General features: G+C 73.0%; 15 protein-coding genes. 14 read left to right on the forward strand and 1 reads right to left on the reverse strand.

All coding sequences use genetic code 11. From position 1 onward, the window contains the following. Positions 1-167 precede the first annotated feature (167 nt). The 10 genes from ccrA (at position 168) to RNC47_RS18230 (ending at position 10,053) form a co-directional block, all read left to right on the forward strand. A complete protein-coding gene (ccrA, locus tag RNC47_RS18185; protein ID WP_311600059.1) occupies positions 168-1,541 on the forward strand; it encodes a crotonyl-CoA carboxylase/reductase in 1,374 nt (457 codons plus the stop codon). Between the two features lies 1 nt (position 1,542). Beyond that, a complete protein-coding gene (locus tag RNC47_RS18190) occupies positions 1,543-3,546 on the forward strand; it encodes a protein meaA (RefSeq protein WP_311600061.1) in 2,004 nt (667 codons plus the stop codon). Then, on the forward strand, positions 3,543-4,487 hold the full coding sequence (locus RNC47_RS18195; protein WP_311600063.1) for an HpcH/HpaI aldolase/citrate lyase family protein: 945 nt from the start codon (positions 3,543-3,545) through the stop codon (positions 4,485-4,487). Before RNC47_RS18190 ends, RNC47_RS18195 begins: the two co-directional genes overlap by 4 nt. Beyond that, complete coding sequence (locus tag RNC47_RS18200; protein ID WP_394814810.1) at positions 4,484-5,011, forward strand: MaoC family dehydratase; 528 nt, start codon at positions 4,484-4,486, stop codon at positions 5,009-5,011. Before RNC47_RS18195 ends, RNC47_RS18200 begins: the two co-directional genes overlap by 4 nt. A 1-nt stretch (position 5,012) precedes the next feature. Further along, positions 5,013-6,221, forward strand: a complete 1,209-nt coding sequence (locus tag RNC47_RS18205) for an acyl-CoA dehydrogenase family protein (protein WP_311600065.1) — start codon at positions 5,013-5,015, stop codon at positions 6,219-6,221. Positions 6,222-6,403: 182 nt separating this feature from the next. Further along, positions 6,404-7,051 (forward strand): phosphatidylserine decarboxylase, encoded by a 648-nt coding sequence (locus RNC47_RS18210; protein WP_311600067.1) that lies wholly within the window; start codon positions 6,404-6,406, stop codon positions 7,049-7,051. 85 nt (positions 7,052-7,136) lie between these two features. After that, positions 7,137-7,907 (forward strand): CDP-diacylglycerol--serine O-phosphatidyltransferase, encoded by a 771-nt coding sequence (gene pssA, locus RNC47_RS18215; RefSeq protein ID WP_311600088.1) that lies wholly within the window; start codon positions 7,137-7,139, stop codon positions 7,905-7,907. A gap of 130 nt (positions 7,908-8,037) precedes the next feature. After that, positions 8,038-8,682 carry an MBL fold metallo-hydrolase gene (locus RNC47_RS18220; protein ID WP_311600069.1) on the forward strand — a complete coding sequence of 215 codons (645 nt, stop codon included), beginning with the start codon at positions 8,038-8,040 and terminating at the stop codon, positions 8,680-8,682. A gap of 62 nt (positions 8,683-8,744) precedes the next feature. After that, entirely contained in the window at positions 8,745-9,545 is an 801-nt protein-coding gene (locus tag RNC47_RS18225) for an exodeoxyribonuclease III (RefSeq protein ID WP_311600071.1), read from the forward strand. An 82-nt stretch (positions 9,546-9,627) separates the two neighbouring features. Next, positions 9,628-10,053: a DUF6278 family protein gene (locus RNC47_RS18230; protein WP_311600073.1), complete on the forward strand. Its 426-nt coding sequence runs from the start codon at positions 9,628-9,630 to the stop codon at positions 10,051-10,053. 10 nt (positions 10,054-10,063) lie between these two features. Here the strand turns inward: RNC47_RS18230 and RNC47_RS18235 are convergent, their stop codons facing one another. Beyond that, positions 10,064-10,828 carry a GntR family transcriptional regulator gene (locus tag RNC47_RS18235; protein WP_311600075.1) on the reverse strand — a complete coding sequence of 255 codons (765 nt, stop codon included), beginning with the start codon at positions 10,826-10,828 and terminating at the stop codon, positions 10,064-10,066. Positions 10,829-10,940: 112 nt separating this feature from the next. Between RNC47_RS18235 and RNC47_RS18240 the strand changes: the two genes are divergently transcribed. The 4 genes from RNC47_RS18240 (at position 10,941) to RNC47_RS18255 (ending at position 14,688) form a co-directional block, all read left to right on the forward strand. After that, positions 10,941-11,783 carry a nitrilase-related carbon-nitrogen hydrolase gene (locus RNC47_RS18240; RefSeq protein ID WP_311600077.1) on the forward strand — a complete coding sequence of 281 codons (843 nt, stop codon included), beginning with the start codon at positions 10,941-10,943 and terminating at the stop codon, positions 11,781-11,783. Next, positions 11,780-13,132: an aspartate aminotransferase family protein gene (locus RNC47_RS18245; protein ID WP_311600079.1), complete on the forward strand. Its 1,353-nt coding sequence runs from the start codon at positions 11,780-11,782 to the stop codon at positions 13,130-13,132. Before RNC47_RS18240 ends, RNC47_RS18245 begins: the two co-directional genes overlap by 4 nt. Positions 13,133-13,212: 80 nt before the next feature. Beyond that, positions 13,213-14,094, forward strand: coding sequence for a nitroreductase/quinone reductase family protein (locus RNC47_RS18250; protein WP_311600081.1), 882 nt, complete (start codon positions 13,213-13,215; stop codon positions 14,092-14,094). Positions 14,095-14,130: 36 nt separating this feature from the next. Continuing rightward, positions 14,131-14,688, forward strand: a complete 558-nt coding sequence (locus tag RNC47_RS18255; protein ID WP_311600083.1) for a MarR family winged helix-turn-helix transcriptional regulator — start codon at positions 14,131-14,133, stop codon at positions 14,686-14,688. The last annotated feature ends 637 nt before the right edge of the window (positions 14,689-15,325 follow it).

Here is a 15,325-nt window from a genome sequence, read left to right on the forward strand (position 1 = left end):
GGGGCGGCACCGGGTGCCATACGGTACGAGCATCCGGGCGCTGTCCCACGCAATCGCGGGCGCCCGTCACACCGCGCCACCGCGCGAGCCGCAACCACGCGCTCACAGTTCGCAGTTCAAGCGCTCAGCCAACTGTCGTGACCCCCGCCTGCCCTCGGAGGCAGCCCGTGAAGGAGATCCTCGCGGCGATCGCCGCGCTCGACGAATCGGCCGCCGGCGAAGCGGACTTCGCCGCACTGCCGCTCCCCGAGTCCTACCGCGCCATCACCGTGCACCGCGACGAGACCGCGATGTTCGACGGCCTGCCGAGCCGGGCCAGGGACCCGCGCGCCTCCCTGCACCTGGACGAGGTGCCGGTGCCCCCGCTCGGCCCAGGCGAGGCCCTGGTCGCCGTGATGGCCAGCTCGGTCAACTACAACTCGGTGTGGACCTCGATCTTCGAGCCCGTCCCCACCTTCGCCTTCCTGCGGCGGTACGGCCGGCTCTCGCCGCTCGCCGCCCGCCACGACCTGCCCTACCACGTCATCGGCTCCGACCTGGCCGGCGTCGTGCTGCGCGTCGGCGAGGGCGTCAACGCCTGGCGCCCCGGCGACGAGGTGGTCGCGCACTGCCTCTCCGTCGAGCTGGAGTCGGCCGACGGGCACGACGACACCATGCTCGACCCCCAGCAGCGCATCTGGGGCTTCGAGACCAACTTCGGCGGCCTCGCCGAGCTCTCGCTGGTCAAGGCCAACCAGCTGATGCCCAAGCCCCGCCACCTCAGCTGGGAGGAGGCCGCCGCGCCAGGTCTGGTCAACTCCACCGCCTACCGCCAACTGGTCTCCCGCAACGGCGCCGCCATGAAGCAGGGCGACAACGTGCTGATCTGGGGCGCGAGCGGCGGCCTCGGCTCCTACGCCACCCAGCTGGTGCTGGCCGGCGGCGCCACCCCGGTGTGCGTCGTCTCCAGCCCCGAGAAGGCGGAGCTCTGCCGCCGGATGGGGGCCACCGCCGTCATCGACCGCGGCGCCGAGGGCTACCGCTTCTGGCGCGACGAGCACACCCAGGACCCGCGCGAGTGGCGGCGGTTCGGGGCCAGGATCCGTGAACTCACCGGCGGCGAGGACGTCGACATCGTCCTCGAACACCCCGGCCGTGAGACGTTCGGCGCCAGCGTGTACGTCACCCGCCGCGGCGGCACCGTCGTCACCTGCGCCTCCACCACCGGCTACCACCACGCCTACGACAACCGCTACCTGTGGATGAGCCTCAAGCGGGTCGTCGGCTCCCACTTCGCCAACTACCGCGAGGCGTGGGAGGCCAACCGACTGGTCGCCAAGGGCCGGGTCCACCCCACCCTCTCCCGGGTCTACCCGCTGGCCGAGACCGGACAGGCCGCCCACGAGGTGCACGCCAACCGCCACCAGGGCAAGGTCGGCATCCTCGCGCTCGCCCCCGCCGAGGGCCTCGGCGTCCGCGACCGCGAGCTGCGCGAGCGCCACCTGACCGCCATCAACCGGTTCCGCGCACCGGCCCCCCAACCCGTCGGCGGCGGTGCCTGAGATGGCGAGACGCGACCGCCCCTGGCTGATGCGCACCTACGCGGGACACTCCACGGCACGGACCTCCAACGAGCTCTACCGCCGCAACCTCGGCAAGGGACAGACCGGCCTGTCCGTCGCCTTCGACCTGCCGACCCAGACCGGCCACGATCCGGACCACGTGCTGGCCCGCGGCGAGGTCGGCCGGGTCGGCGTCCCGGTCGCCCATCTCGGCGACCTGCGGGAGCTGTTCGACGGCATCCCGCTGGAGCGCGCCAACACCTCGATGACCATCAACGCCACCGCCATGTGGCTGCTCGCCCTCTACCGCGTCGTCGCCGAGGAGCAGGGCGCCGACCCCACGCTGCTGCGCGGCACCACGCAGAACGACATCGTCAAGGAGTACCTGGCCCGCGGCACCTATGTCTTCCCGCCCGGCCCCTCGCTCCGGCTGACCACCGACACCATCACCTACGCGGTCAGCCACCTGCCCCGCTGGAACCCGGTCAACATCTGCGGCTACCACCTCCAGGAGGCCGGCGCCACGCCGGTGCAGGAGATCGCCTACACCATGACCAGCGCCATCGCCGTCCTCGACGCGGTGCGCGACTCGGGGCGGATCAGCCCGGGGCGGTTCGGCGACGTCGTCGGGCGGATGTCGTTCTTCGTCAACGCCGGCGTCCGCTTCGTCGAGGAGATGTGCAAGATGCGGGCGTTCGGGGACGTGTGGGACCGGATCACCCGCGAGCGCTACGGCGTCAGGGACCCGGCCCAGCGCCGCTTCCGCTACGGCGTGCAGGTCAACTCGCTCGGCCTCACCGCGGCGCAGCCGGAGAACAACGTGCAGCGCGTGGTGTTGGAGATGCTGGCCGTCACGCTCTCCCGGGACGCCCGCGCCCGCGCCGTTCAACTCCCGGCATGGAACGAGGCGTTGGGGCTGCCGCGGCCCTGGGACCAGCAGTGGTCGCTGCGGATCCAGCAGGTGCTCGCGGAGGAGAGCGACCTGCTGGAGTACGAGGACCTGTTCACCGGCAGCCACGTGGTGCGGGCCAGGACCCAGGCGCTGGCCGCCGAGGCGTGGGCGGAGATCGGCCGGGTGCAGGAGATGGGCGGCGCGCTGGCGGCCGTCGCCTCCGGCTACCTCAAGGAGCGACTCGTCGAGTCGCACGCCCGCCGCCGGGCCCGGGTGGAGAGCGGCGAGGAGCGGATCGTCGGCGTCAACTGCTACCCCGAGACCGAGCCGAGCCCGCTGACCGCCGACCCGGACGCGGCCGTGCTGACCGTGGACCCGGCGGCCGAGGGCCCGGTGATCGAGGAGCTGGAACGCTGGCGCGGCCGGCGCGACGCGGCGGCGGCCGGCCGGGCGCTCGACGCGCTGCGGCGCACCGCGGGGACCGGGGAGAACCTGATGTTCCCCACCCTGGACTGCGCCCGCGCCGGCGTGACCACCGGGGAGTGGGCGGACGCGCTGCGGGAGGTGTTCGGCGAGTACCGCGCGCCCACCGGCGTGAGCGGCGCCGCGCCGACCGGCGCGGCGCCCGACCCGGCGCTCGCCGCGGTCCGGCGGGCCGCCGCCGGGACGGCGCGCGAGCTCGGCGTCGGCCGACTGCGGCTGCTGGTCGGCAAGCCGGGACTCGACGGCCACAGCAACGGTGCCGAGCAGATCGCGGTACGGGCCAGGGACGCCGGCTTCGAGGTGGTCTACCAGGGCATCAGGCTCACCCCGGCGCAGCTGGTGGCGGCGGCGGTGGAGGAGGACGTGCACTGCGTGGGCCTGTCCATCCTGTCGGGATCGCACGCCGCGCTGGTGCCCGACGTCCTGGAGCGGCTGCGGGCGGCCGGCGCCGGCGAGCTGCCGGTCGTCGTCGGCGGCATCATCCCGGCCGGCGACGCGGCGGCGCTGCGGGCGGCCGGGGTGGCCGCGGTCTTCACCCCCAAGGACTTCGGCATCACCGCGATCATCGGCCGTATCGTCGACGAGATCCGTCTCGCGCACCGTCTCGACCCCCTGGAGGCCCTGTCATGATCCGCCCACGCCGCTCCTGCCTGGCCGTCCCCGGCAGCAACCCGCGGTTCCTGGAGAAGGCCCAACAGCTCCCCGCCGACCAGGTGTTCCTCGACCTGGAGGACGCCTGCGCGCCGCTGGCCAAGGAGGGCGCCAGGCACGCGATCGTCAAGGCCCTCAACGAGGGCGACTGGGGTGGGAAGACGCGGGTCGTGCGGGTCAACGACTGGTCGACCGAGTGGACCTACCGCGACGTGATCACGGTGGTCGAGGGCGCGGGCGCCAACCTGGACTGCCTGATGCTGCCCAAGGTCCAGGACGCCGAGCAGGTACGGGCGTTGGACCTGCTGCTGACGCAGATCGAGCGGACGACGGGGCTGCCGGTGGGCGGGATCGGCATCGAGGCGCAGATCGAGGACGCCAGGGGGCTGGTCAACGTCGACGCCATCGCGGCGTCCTCGCCCCGCCTGGAGACGCTGGTCTTCGGCCCGGCGGACTTCATGGCCTCGATCAACATGAAGTCGCTGGTGGTCGGCGAGCAGCCGCCGGGCTACCCGGCAGACGCCTACCACTACATCCTGATGCGGATCCTGATGGCCGCCCGCGCCCACGGCCTCCAGGCGATCGACGGGCCCTACCTGCAGATCAGGGACGTCGAGGCGTTCCGGGAGGTGGCCGGCCGGGCCGCGGCGCTCGGCTACGACGGCAAGTGGGTGCTGCACCCGGGACAGATCGAGGCGGCCAACGAGGTCTTCTCGCCGACCCAGGACGACTACGACCACGCCGAACTCATCCTGGACGCCTACGCCTACCACACGTCGGCGGCCGGCGGCGCGAAAGGCTCGGCGATGCTGGGCGACGAGATGATCGACGAGGCCAGCCGCAAGATGGCCCGCGTCATCGCCACCAAGGGCCGCGCCGCGGGCCTCACCCGCACCAGTTCCTTCACTCCCCCGGCCTGAGCCGGCCGGGACCCACCGCTCACCCCGCCCGATCAACCGCCCGGGAGGACACCGTGCGATTCGGCCGCATCTTCGAGGAGTTCAGCGTGGGGGACGTGTACAAGCACTGGCCGGGCAAGACCATCACGGAGTACGACGACCACCTGTTCTGCCTGCTCACCATGAACCACCACCCGCTGCACCTCGACGCCGAGTACGCCGCGCGGGAGACGGAGTTCGGGCGGAACGTGGTGGTGGGGAACTACGTGTACTCGCTGCTGCTCGGCATGTCGGTGCCGGACGTGTCGGGGAAGGCCATCGCCAACCTGGAGGTGGAGTCGCTGCGGCACACCGCGCCGACGTTCCACGGCGACACCGTCTACGGCGAGACCGCCGTGCTGGCCAAGCGGGCCTCGACGTCCAAGCCGGACCGGGGTGTGGTGACCGTGGAGACCCGCGGCCACAACCAGGACGGCACGCTGGTCTGCGTGTTCCGCCGCAAGGTGCTGGTGCCCACGGCCGGGCGGCCGGACGGGGGGCGCTGAGATGCGGCGGCTGGCGAGCACGGAGGGGCTCACCGAGGTCCAGCGGGAGATCGTCGAAACGGTACGGCGCTTCGTCGACAAGGAGATACTTCCGGTCGCCGGCGAGCTCGAACGCCGGGACGAGTACCCGGAACGGATCGTCGCGGGGCTGCGGGAGTTGGGGCTCTTCGGGCTGACCATCCCCGAGGAGTACGGCGGGCTCGGCGAGTCGCTGCTGACGTACGCGCTGTGCGTGGAGGAGCTCTCCCGCGGCTGGATGAGCGTCTCCGGCATCGTCAACACCCACTTCATCGTGGCGCACCTGCTCGTCCACCACGGCACCGAGGAGCAGCGCGGCCACTTCCTGCCCCGGATGGCGACCGGCGAGGTGCGCGGGGCGTTCTCGATGTCGGAGCCGGGCCTCGGCTCCGACGTCGCCGCGATCGCCACCCGGGGCGTGCGCGCCGCGGACGGCGGATTCCGGTTGAGCGGGCAGAAGATGTGGCTGACCAACGGCGGCTCGTCGCATCTCGTGGCCGTGTTGTGCCGGACGGACGAGGGACTTCCGGCCGACACGCCGCCGCACCGCTCGATGACGACGTTCCTCGTCGAGAAGGAACCCGGATTCGGCCTGATCAGGCCCGGTCTCACCATTCCCGGCAAGATCGACAAGATGGGCTACAAGGGGGTGGACACCACCGAAATGGTCCTGGACGAACTGCCCGTCCCCGCCGATCGGGTGCTCGGCGGCACGACCGGCCGAGGTTTTTACCAAATGATGGACGGAGTCGAGGTGGGCCGGGTGAACGTGGCCGCCCGCGGCTGCGGCGTGGCCCTGCGCGCCTTCGAACTCGGCATCTCCTACGCGCAGCGGCGCAGGGCTTTCGGCCGGCCCATCGCCGAGCACCAGGCGATCCAGTTCCGGCTGGCCGAGATGGCGGTCCGGGTGGAGGCCGCGCACGGCCTGATGGTGCGGGCCGCGCGCGCCAAGGACGCGGGCCGGCGCAACGACCTGGAGGCCGGGATGGCGAAGTACCTGGCCGCCGAGTACTGCAAGGAAGTGGTGGAGGACTCGTTCCGCATTCACGGCGGCTACGGATTCTCGAAGGAGTTCGAGATCGAGCGGCTCTACCGGGAGGCGCCGATGCTGCTCATCGGCGAGGGCACCGCGGAAATCCAGAAGATGATCATCGGTCGGCGGCTGCTCGAGGAATACCGACTGCCGGGCTGAAATGCGGTGATTGCCCGAGCTCAGACGGGGGTAGGCGGGCGGCGGCCGGCCCCCGATCGGCCCGCTGGCTTGCCGAGTTACGGTCCGGGACCTATAGCATCGAGACACGCGCACCGCTTCGGGGCCCTCTCCGCGCCAGCGGAGGTGCACCGGTGCAATGTTCCCCGCTACGAAGGTCTCCCATGCCTTACCGCTCTTCCCTTTCCCCCGGCGGCCGGGTCCGACTGGCGCGCGGCGCCTCACCATGGCTGCTCCCCACCATGGCCGCGGCCGCCGTCACCCTGGTGAAGGCCCGCCGCTCCGGAGCCTGGGCCGCCGCGGCCGTCCCGACCACGGCACTGGCCGCCGGGATGCTGTGGTTCTTCCGCGACCCGGAGCGGGAGCTCGGGCAGGGGCGGGTGCTCTCGCCCGCCGACGGGGTGGTGCAGAGCATCATGCCGTGGCCCGACGGGCGGACGCGCGTGGCGATCTTCATGAGTCCGTTGAACGTGCACGTCAACCGCGCCCCGGTGGCCGGGACCGTGGCCTCCGTCGAGCACATCCCCGGCGGGTACGTCCCCGCGTTCGACAAGGAGAGCGAGAACAACGAGCGCGTCGTGTGGCGCTTCGACAGCGAGCTGGGCGACCTGGAGATGGTGCAGATCGCCGGCGCGGTGGCGCGGCGGATCGTGCCGTACGTGCCGCAGGGCTGCAAGGTGGAGCAGGGCGACCGGGTCGGCCTGATCCGGTTCGGCTCACGGGTGGACGTCTACCTCCCGGAGGGCGTCGAGCCCGCCGTCGAGGTCGGCCAGCACACCACCGCGGGAGTGACACGTCTTGACCGTGACTGAGCGATCGACCTCGGAGACCAGGGCCCCGGCGGCGTCCTGGGTGGCGGACGACGACGACGCGGAGGTCGACGATCTTCCGCTGTCGATGCGTCTCTCGATAGCGGACACCCTGACGCTGTCGAACGCCACCTGTGGCTTCCTCGCCGTCTACTTCACGACCACCGGTGTGCTGATCCCGCACCTCACCAACAGCGGGGACGCCGGTGTGGTGCGGAACAACGCGGCGACCGCGGTGCTGCTGATGCTGCTGGCCTCGGTCTTCGACCTGTTCGACGGCCTGGTGGCCCGGAAGCTGCGGGCCTCGCCGATGGGCGCCGAGCTGGACAACCTGTCGGACCTGATCAGCTTCGGTCTTGCCCCGGCCTACTTCGTGCTGGTCTGGGGGATGGTGGTCGGCGACGTCCACGAGCCGCTGTCGGCGCTGGCGGCCACCGTGGTGTTGCTCGCCGTGGTGCTGCGGCTCGCCAGATTCTCGTGCGTGACGATGCCCGACGGCGTCTTCCAGGGCATGCCGAGCCCCTTCGGCGCGCTCACCGTGGTCTCGATCGTGCTGCTGGAGCTGCCGTTCACGCCGACGCTGCTGGCGATCCTGGGCGTGGCCTGGCTGATGGTGAGCCGCGTGGAGTACCCCAAGCCGCGCGGCACGCTCGCCATCGCCATGCTCTCCTGGATCGTGCTGTCCATGGCCCTGCTGACCGCCTGGGCCTTCGACGCGCCCGGCGGCCTGCTGCTGCTCCAGACCGGCTGCTCGCTCCAGCTGGTGCTCGGCGCGGTCATCCCGCTGTTCGCCATGGCCCGCCGGGTGTACGCGTTCCGCGACAACCGGCGCGAGGCCAGGGCGGGCGCCGAGTCCTGACGGGCGCCGTCCGTCCTTCCGCCCGGTGGCCGCCCGCGAGGGCCGGCCGCCGGGCGGTTTTCGCGTTCCGGGAGCTCCGGCCCGGGGCCTTCGTCGGCCGCTGTCGGTGGCGCGTAGCAGAATGGCCGGCATGGAGCTCACCAAGAAGGGCCACTCCTGCGTCCGCCTCACGCGGGAGGGCCGCACGCTGGTCATCGACCCCGGCGCGTTCAGCGAGGAGGACGCGGCCCTCGGCGCCGACGCCCTGCTCGTCACCCACGAGCACCCCGACCACTTCGACGAGGGCCGGCTGCGCGCCGCCCTGGAGTCCTCCCCCGCCACCGAGCTCTGGACGCTGCGCAGCGTCGCGGAGCAGCTGTCCGCGGCGTTCCCCGGCCGGGTGCACACGGTGGGCCACGGCGACACCTTCGAGGCGGCCGGCTTCGAGGTCGAGGTGCACGGCGAGCTGCACGCGGTGATCCACCCGGACATCCCGCGCATCACCAACGTCGGCTTCCTGGTCGGCGGCGCGCTCTTCCACCCGGGGGACGCGCTGACCGTGCCCGAGCGCCCGGTGCACACCCTGCTGCTGCCGGTGCAGGCCCCGTGGAACAAGCTCTCCGAGGTCGTGGACTACGTGCGCGAGGTGCGCCCGGAGCGGGCCTTCGCCGTCCACGACGCGCTGCTCACCGACCTGGCCCTCCCGGTGTACGCCCGCAACCTGAGCCCGCAGGGCGCGGGGATCGCCCCCACCGAGTACGCGAGGCTGGCCCCCGGCGAGTCGGCGGCCGTCTGAGCCGTCGCCGTCCCGTCCCGCCGCGTCACCGCCGACCAGAGAGCAGAGCCGAGAGAGCCGTCATGCGCATCGCCACCTGGAACATCAACTCCGTCACCGTCAGGACCGACCGGCTGCTGGCCTGGCTGGAGCGCAGCGGCACCGACGTGCTCTGCCTCCAGGAGCTGAAGTGCGAGGCCGGCGCCTTCCCGGCCGAGCGGCTGCGGGAGGCGGGCTACGAGGCGGCCGTGCACGCCGGCGGCCGGTGGAACGGGGTGGCGGTGCTCTCCCGCGTCGGCCTCGACGAGGTGACCAGTGGGCTGCCCGGCGGACCCGAGTACGACGGGGTGGCCGAGCCGCGCGCGGTGGCGGCCACCTGCGGCGGGGTCCGGGTGTGGTCGGTCTACGTGCCCAACGGCCGCGAGGTCGGGCACGCGCACTTCGACTACAAGCTGAGCTGGCTGAAGGCCCTTCGGGAGGCGGTCGCGGAGGACGCGGCGGGCCCCCGACCGTTCGCGGTGCTCGGCGACTTCAACGTGGCCCCGGAGGACGCCGACGTGTGGGACCGCTCGGTCTTCGAGGGGAGCACCCACGTCACCGAGGCGGAGCGGGCGGCGCTGGCCGCGCTGCGCGAGGCCGGCCTCTCCGACGTGCTGCCGCGCCCGCTGAAGTACGAGCGGGCGTTCACCTACTGGGACTATCGGCAGCTGGGTTTCCCGAAGAACCGGGGGATGCGGATCGACCTGGTCTACGGCAACTCGCCGTTCACCGGGCTGGTCACCGACGCCTACGCGGATCGCGAGGAGCGCAAGGGGAAAGGCGCCTCCGACCACGCCCCGGTCGTGGTCGACCTGGACCTGGAGCCCACTTCCCCCGGCATGTGAGGCGGTTCGCAAACCGAATCTGTGAACAACTGATGACATCTCTGGGTGGCCTGGTGGGCCGACGTGGTGGGACCCTGTACGCATGAACATCCCTTTCCTGGACAACTGGCGCAAGCAGCCCACCGCCACGCCGACGGGCTCCTGGGCGGACCCCGAGGGAGTGGCCCAGCTGTTGTCCGAGTGCGAGCTGCTGCGGGCCCGCGCGCAGCGTGCCGGGGTGGTGCTGAGCGACACGCCGAGGTCGCTCGAGGCCCTGGACCAGTTGCTCCCGGGATGGCGGGACGACCCCGAGGAGCTGCCGTGGCTGGCCAACGACGTCGGCCTGTTCCTCGGCACGGTGATCGTGCGCACGGTGCCCGGCGCGGCCTGGGCCCCAGGGCCTGGCGGCCGGCCGGTGGTGGTGACGGCCTCGGGTCGCGAGGTGGACGTGGTGGCCACGGCCGAGGAGTGGGCTGACACCGGCGCCCCCGGGCTGTCCCAGGCCTACGCGGAGGCCGCCGAGTCCTAGACACCCGCTCCTAGGCGAACGCGATGTCGTACGCCAGGCGCCAGCGGTCGCCGAGCACCACGGTGTCCGAGGTCTCCACCGGCCGGTCGTCCGCGTCGTAGTGGGTGCGCTCCACGGCCGTGACGCACTGCCCGGGGGCGCAGCCGAGCACCTCCGCCTCCGGGCTGGTGGCCGGCCGGGAGCCGACGATCTCGCGCGCGTGCACGACCCGGATGCCGATGGCCGCGAACCGGCCGCGCACCCCACGGCGGGCGTACGGACCGCGCTCCGGGTAGGCCACGTCGGTGCCCTCGGTCAGCGCCAACGGCTCCCAGCTGGTGGCGAGTTGAAGCGGGCGCCGGTCGGCCAGGTACTCGTAGCGGGTGCACATCACCCGCGCGCCGGGCGACAGTTCAAGCCGGGCCGCGATGTCGGGCGGCGCGGTGGTGGCGGTGGAGACGGCTTCCCAGGCCAGGTCAGGCGTGCCGCCCGACGCCTCCTCGCCCAGCACGCTGACCCGGGCGGCGAGCGGCGAGTCGACGGCCGCCGTGCTCCGCACCAGGGCCCCGATCGGCACCCGGTCGCTGACGAACACCCCGCGGCCGAACTGTCCGCTGGCGTAACCCGCGGCCTTCAGCACCCGCACGGCCCGGTCGACGGTCTGGTCGCTGGCCGCGTAGGCCCGCTTGAGCTCGGCGCGGGAGGGGATCCGGTCCCCCACGGCGAGCTCGCCCTCGTCGATCCGCCGGCGCAGATCGTCGGCGATCCGCTGGTACACCGGCCGGCTGTCGCCCATCCCCGGGACTCCTTCCGCTGCGCTACGTGGCTGGGTGGCTACCCGCCTCGCTAGGCTACGTCACACCGGGTCAGAGAACCTTACTCATGGTGAGTGACGACGGGAGCGGCCGATGGCGGACGTGGTGCGGGCGGCGCTGCTACAGGCGAGTTGGACCGGCGACGGCGAGTCGATGATCGCCAAGCACGAGGAGCACGCCAGGCGGGCGGCGCGGAAGGGCGCCGTGATCATGGGGTTCCAGGAGGTGTTCAACGCCCCCTACTTCTGTCAGGTCCAGGAACGCGAGCACTACCGCTGGGCGGAGCCGGTGCCCGAGGGGCCCACCGTGCGGCGGATGCGGGAGCTGGCCAGGGAGACGGGCATGGTACTCGTGGTGCCGGTCTTCGAGGTCGAGCATCCGGGCGTCTACTACAACACGGCCGCGGTGATCGACGCGGACGGCACGGTGCTCGGCAAGTACCGCAAGCACCACATCCCGCAACTCCCCGGTTTCTGGGAGAAGTTCTACTTCAGGCCGGGCAACCTCGGCTGGCCGGTCTTCGAGACCGCGGTGGGCCGGGTCGGCGTCACCATCTGCTACGACCGGCACTTCCCCGAGGGCTGGCGCGAGTTGGGCCTGGCGGGCGCGCAGCTGGTCTACAACCCGTCGGCGACCTCGCGCGGCCTGTCGGCGCACCTGTGGCGTCTCGAACAGCCGGCCGCCGCGGTGGCCAACGGGTACTTCGTCGCGGCGATCAACCGGGTGGGCCGCGAGCCCTACGGCGACGACGACTTCTACGGCACGAGCTACTTCGCCGACCCGCGCGGCCAGTTGGTGGGCGCGGCGGCCAGCGACAGCGAGGAGGAACTCGTGGTCCGCGACCTGGACTTCGGGCTGATCGAGGAGGTGCGCCAGCAGTGGGCCTTCTACCGGGACCGGCGCCCGGACGCGTACCGGGGGCTGGTGCGGCCATGAGCGAGCCGACCACCACGACCACCGCCGTCCACCCGGCGCTGCTCGACCGGCACCGGGCGGTGCTGCCGGACTGGCTCGCGCTCTACTACCGGCGGCCGATCGAGTTGACGCACGGCGCGGGCCGGCATGTCTGGGACGCCGAGGGCAACCGCTACCTGGACTTCTTCGGCGGCATCCTCACCACCATGACCGCCCACGCGCTGCCCGAGGTGGCCGACGCGGTGGCCGAGCAGGCCACCCGGATGCTGCACAGCTCGACGCTCTACCTCAACCGGCCGATGGTCGAGTTGGCCGAGCGGATCGCGGCGCTCTCCGGGATCCCGGACGCCCGGGTCTTCTTCACCACCTCGGGCACCGAGGCCAACGACACGGCGCTGCTGCTGGCCACCGCGTTCCGCCGCTCCAACCAGGTGCTGGCGATGCGCAACGGCTACCACGGCCGGTCGTTCTCGGCGGTCGGGGTCACGGGCAACTCCGGTTGGGCGCCGACCAGTCTCTCGCCGCTGCGCACGCTCTACGTGCACGGCGGGGTGCGCACCCGGGGCCCGTTCGCCGAGCTCGACGACGCGGGGTTCGTCGCGGCCTGCGTGGCGGACCTGCGCGATCTGCTCGCCCAGACCAGGGGCGGGGTGGCGGCGTTGATCGCCGAGCCGGTGCAGGGGGTGGGCGGCTTCACCTCGGGCCCCGACGGGCTGCTGGCGGCGTTCCGCGAGGTGCTGGACGAGCACGGCGTCCTGTGGATCAGCGACGAGGTGCAGACCGGCTGGGGGCGGACCGGGGACCACTTCTGGGGCTGGCAGGCACACGGCGCGAGCGGCCCGCCCGACATGCTGACCTTCGCCAAGGGCATCGGCAACGGCATGTCGATCGGCGGGGTGGTGGCCAGGGCCGAGGTGATGAACTGCCTGGACGCCAACTCGATCTCCACCTTCGGCGGCAGTCCGGTCACGATGAGCGCCGGCCTCGCCAACCTGGGATATCTGCTGGAGCACGACCTGCCGGGCAACGCGCGGCGGGTGGGCGGCCTGCTCATCGAGCGGCTGCGGGCGGCGACCGCCGGTCTCTCGGTGGTGCGGGAGGTGCGCGGCCGGGGGCTGATGATCGGCGTCGAGCTCGTCGCGCCCGGCACGGACGAGCCGTCGCCTGAGGCGGCGGCGCTGGCGCTCGAAGCGGCCAGGGAGGGCGGGGTGCTGATCGGCAGGGGCGGCCCGCCGGGCTCCGGGGTACTGCGGATCGCCCCTCCCCTGTCGTTGACCGTGGCCGAGGCCGAGCAGGGCGTCGAGGTGCTGACGCGGGCGCTGGCCACCGTCGACTCCCGGCTGCGGGGCGGCCCCGGGGGCCGCGATTGACCGTGCGCGAACGTTGACACGACTCCGGCCTCCCCTGATAGCTTTGCTTTGAAACCAAAATAACTAGGGGAGGCCGAGCCATGGGCTTCAACGATCAGGTCATCACGGAATTCCGCGCCAACAACGGCCGGGTGGGCGGCCCGTTCGAGGGCACGGACCTCGTACTCCTGACCACCGCGGGACGCAGGACCGGCCGCCCGCACACCACCCCGACGGTCTACCGACGGGACGGCGACCGGCTGCTCGTCTTCGGCTCCAACGCCGGTGCCCCGACCCACCCGCACTGGTACCTCAACCTGCTGGCCAGCCCCCAGGTGACCGTCGAGATCGGCACCGAGGCGGGCCGGGTCCAGCCCTTCGCGGCGCGGGCCGAGCCGCTCGGGGACGCCGAGCGCGACCGCGAGTGGGCGACCCAGTGCTCGCTCGACCCCGGCTTCCGCGACTACCAGGCGCGCACCACCCGCACCATCCCGGTCGTCGCGCTGCACCCGCTCGACCTGTCGGGCGACCCGGAGCGCGGCCGGCTCATCGCCCGGCAGCTGCTGTCCCTGCACGACGGGATGCGCGACCAACTCCGGGCCGCCCGCGCCGAGTTCGAGGCCGCCCTGGCCGGCGGGCCGGCGGCCGCCGAGCCGCGCCCCGCCCGGCCGGTGATCGAGCAGCTGCACCGCACCTGCCTCACCTTCTGCCACGGGCTCCAGCTCCACCACACGAGGGAGGACGGCGCGTTCACCGCCTTCGAACGCCAGTACCCGGCGCTGCGGCCGGCCCTCGACAGGCTGCGGGCCGAGCACGAGGTGGTGGCCCGCTCGCTGGCGGCGCTCGACGCGCTGCTCTCCGCCGGGCTCCCCGGCGACCGCGGGGAACTGGCCGCGCTCCGCGCGGAGTTCGAGCGGGTGGCGGCCGGTCTTGAAGAGCACTTCGCCTACGAGGAGGAGCAACTGCTCGCCGCCGTCGGGTAGCGTTGGCCGCCCCAGCGAGATCACCGGGGGTGCGGCATGTCAGCGCGGCGGGAGCGTGACGACGCGGAGCCGGAGTCCGGCCTGAGCCCGGACGAGGCGGTCCGCGCCATGCTGCTGCTGATGCCCCGGCTGGCCGCCCGGCTCAAGCGCGTCCCGCTCCCCGAGCCGCTGCGCTCCTTCCACCTCGCGCCGCGGCACCTCTCGCTACTGGGGCTGCTGCTCTTCGACGGCCCGATGCAGGTCGGCCAGCTCGCCGCGCGCCTGGAGGTCGCGCCCACCACGGTCAGCCTGATGGTCAGCGACCTCAGCAGGCAGGGCGTCCTGGAACGGCACGCCGACCCGGCGGACCGGCGGCGCACCATCGTGACCATCACCCACGAGCCGGAGACCCGCCGGGCCATCGAGGACTGGCTCGCCAACGGCGCGGTGGCCTGGCGCTCGGCCTTCGAACCACTGACCCCGGCGCAGCGGGCGCTCTTCGTCCGAACGATGGTGACGTACGAACGGAAAACCAGCGGTGCGCCTGCCGACGGTGCGCCTGCCGGCAGCCAAGCCGACCCGGCGGCGGAGGCCGGCCCGCCAACGGCGGAGTAGCCCGTCCCGCCCGGCGGGCGGGCGGCCTGATGCCTAGCCGGCAGCCCGGCCGACGGCAGGCCCCCGGCACCCGCTTCTCATCCGGGGCCCACACGGGGCTGATGCCCGGCGCAATGCGTGATGCCTAACCGGCGGCTCGGCCAGCCGCAGCCCCGCGCAAGCCGCCCATCAGCGGCGGCCCACGGGGAGCCGATACCCGGCGCAAAGCCTGACGCCTGGCCGGCAGCTCAGCCGGCGCCGGCCCACGGCACGCCGCCCCCTCAGCAGGGCGCCAGACGGCTGACGCCCGGCGCTGGGCCTGACCGAGGCCCGCCCCCCGGCGGAGCGTCGGGCGCCGGCCGGCGCCTGGCCGGCGGCTCGCCCGTCCGCCCCCGGCACCCGCCGGGGCCCACACGGAGCCGACGCCCGGCGCGAAACCTGACGCCTGGCCGGCAGCTCAGCCGGCGCCGGCCCACGGCACGCCGCCCCCTCAGCAGGGCGCCAGACGGCTGACGCCCGGCGCTGGGCCTGACCGACGCCCGCCCCCCGGCGGAGGACCGGCCGCCGGCCCGGCACGCCGGCGCCCGACGCGAAGCGATGCGCCTGACCGGCAGCTCAGCCGCCACCTGGCCCTCACGCGGAGCCCGCGCCCTTGGCC

The sequence above is a fragment of the Streptomyces millisiae genome (assembly GCF_031845425.1).
Lineage (GTDB): Bacteria > Actinomycetota > Actinomycetes > Streptomycetales > Streptomycetaceae > Streptomyces > Streptomyces millisiae.

Coding starts and splice junctions, on each gene's coding strand:
- RNC47_RS18250 (WP_311600081.1), top strand. CDS start 13,213: ATGGGCTTCAACGATCAGGTCATCACGGAATTCCGCGCCAACAACGGC.
- RNC47_RS18195 (WP_311600063.1), top strand. CDS start 3,543: ATGATCCGCCCACGCCGCTCCTGCCTGGCCGTCCCCGGCAGCAACCCG.
- RNC47_RS18190 (WP_311600061.1), top strand. CDS start 1,543: ATGGCGAGACGCGACCGCCCCTGGCTGATGCGCACCTACGCGGGACAC.
- RNC47_RS18205 (WP_311600065.1), top strand. CDS start 5,013: ATGCGGCGGCTGGCGAGCACGGAGGGGCTCACCGAGGTCCAGCGGGAG.
- RNC47_RS18210 (WP_311600067.1), top strand. CDS start 6,404: ATGCCTTACCGCTCTTCCCTTTCCCCCGGCGGCCGGGTCCGACTGGCG.
- RNC47_RS18225 (WP_311600071.1), top strand. CDS start 8,745: ATGCGCATCGCCACCTGGAACATCAACTCCGTCACCGTCAGGACCGAC.
- pssA (WP_311600088.1), top strand. CDS start 7,137: ATGCGTCTCTCGATAGCGGACACCCTGACGCTGTCGAACGCCACCTGT.
- RNC47_RS18220 (WP_311600069.1), top strand. CDS start 8,038: ATGGAGCTCACCAAGAAGGGCCACTCCTGCGTCCGCCTCACGCGGGAG.
- RNC47_RS18240 (WP_311600077.1), top strand. CDS start 10,941: ATGGCGGACGTGGTGCGGGCGGCGCTGCTACAGGCGAGTTGGACCGGC.
- RNC47_RS18245 (WP_311600079.1), top strand. CDS start 11,780: ATGAGCGAGCCGACCACCACGACCACCGCCGTCCACCCGGCGCTGCTC.
- RNC47_RS18230 (WP_311600073.1), top strand. CDS start 9,628: ATGAACATCCCTTTCCTGGACAACTGGCGCAAGCAGCCCACCGCCACG.
- RNC47_RS18235 (WP_311600075.1), bottom strand. CDS start 10,828: ATGGGCGACAGCCGGCCGGTGTACCAGCGGATCGCCGACGATCTGCGC.
- RNC47_RS18255 (WP_311600083.1), top strand. CDS start 14,131: ATGTCAGCGCGGCGGGAGCGTGACGACGCGGAGCCGGAGTCCGGCCTG.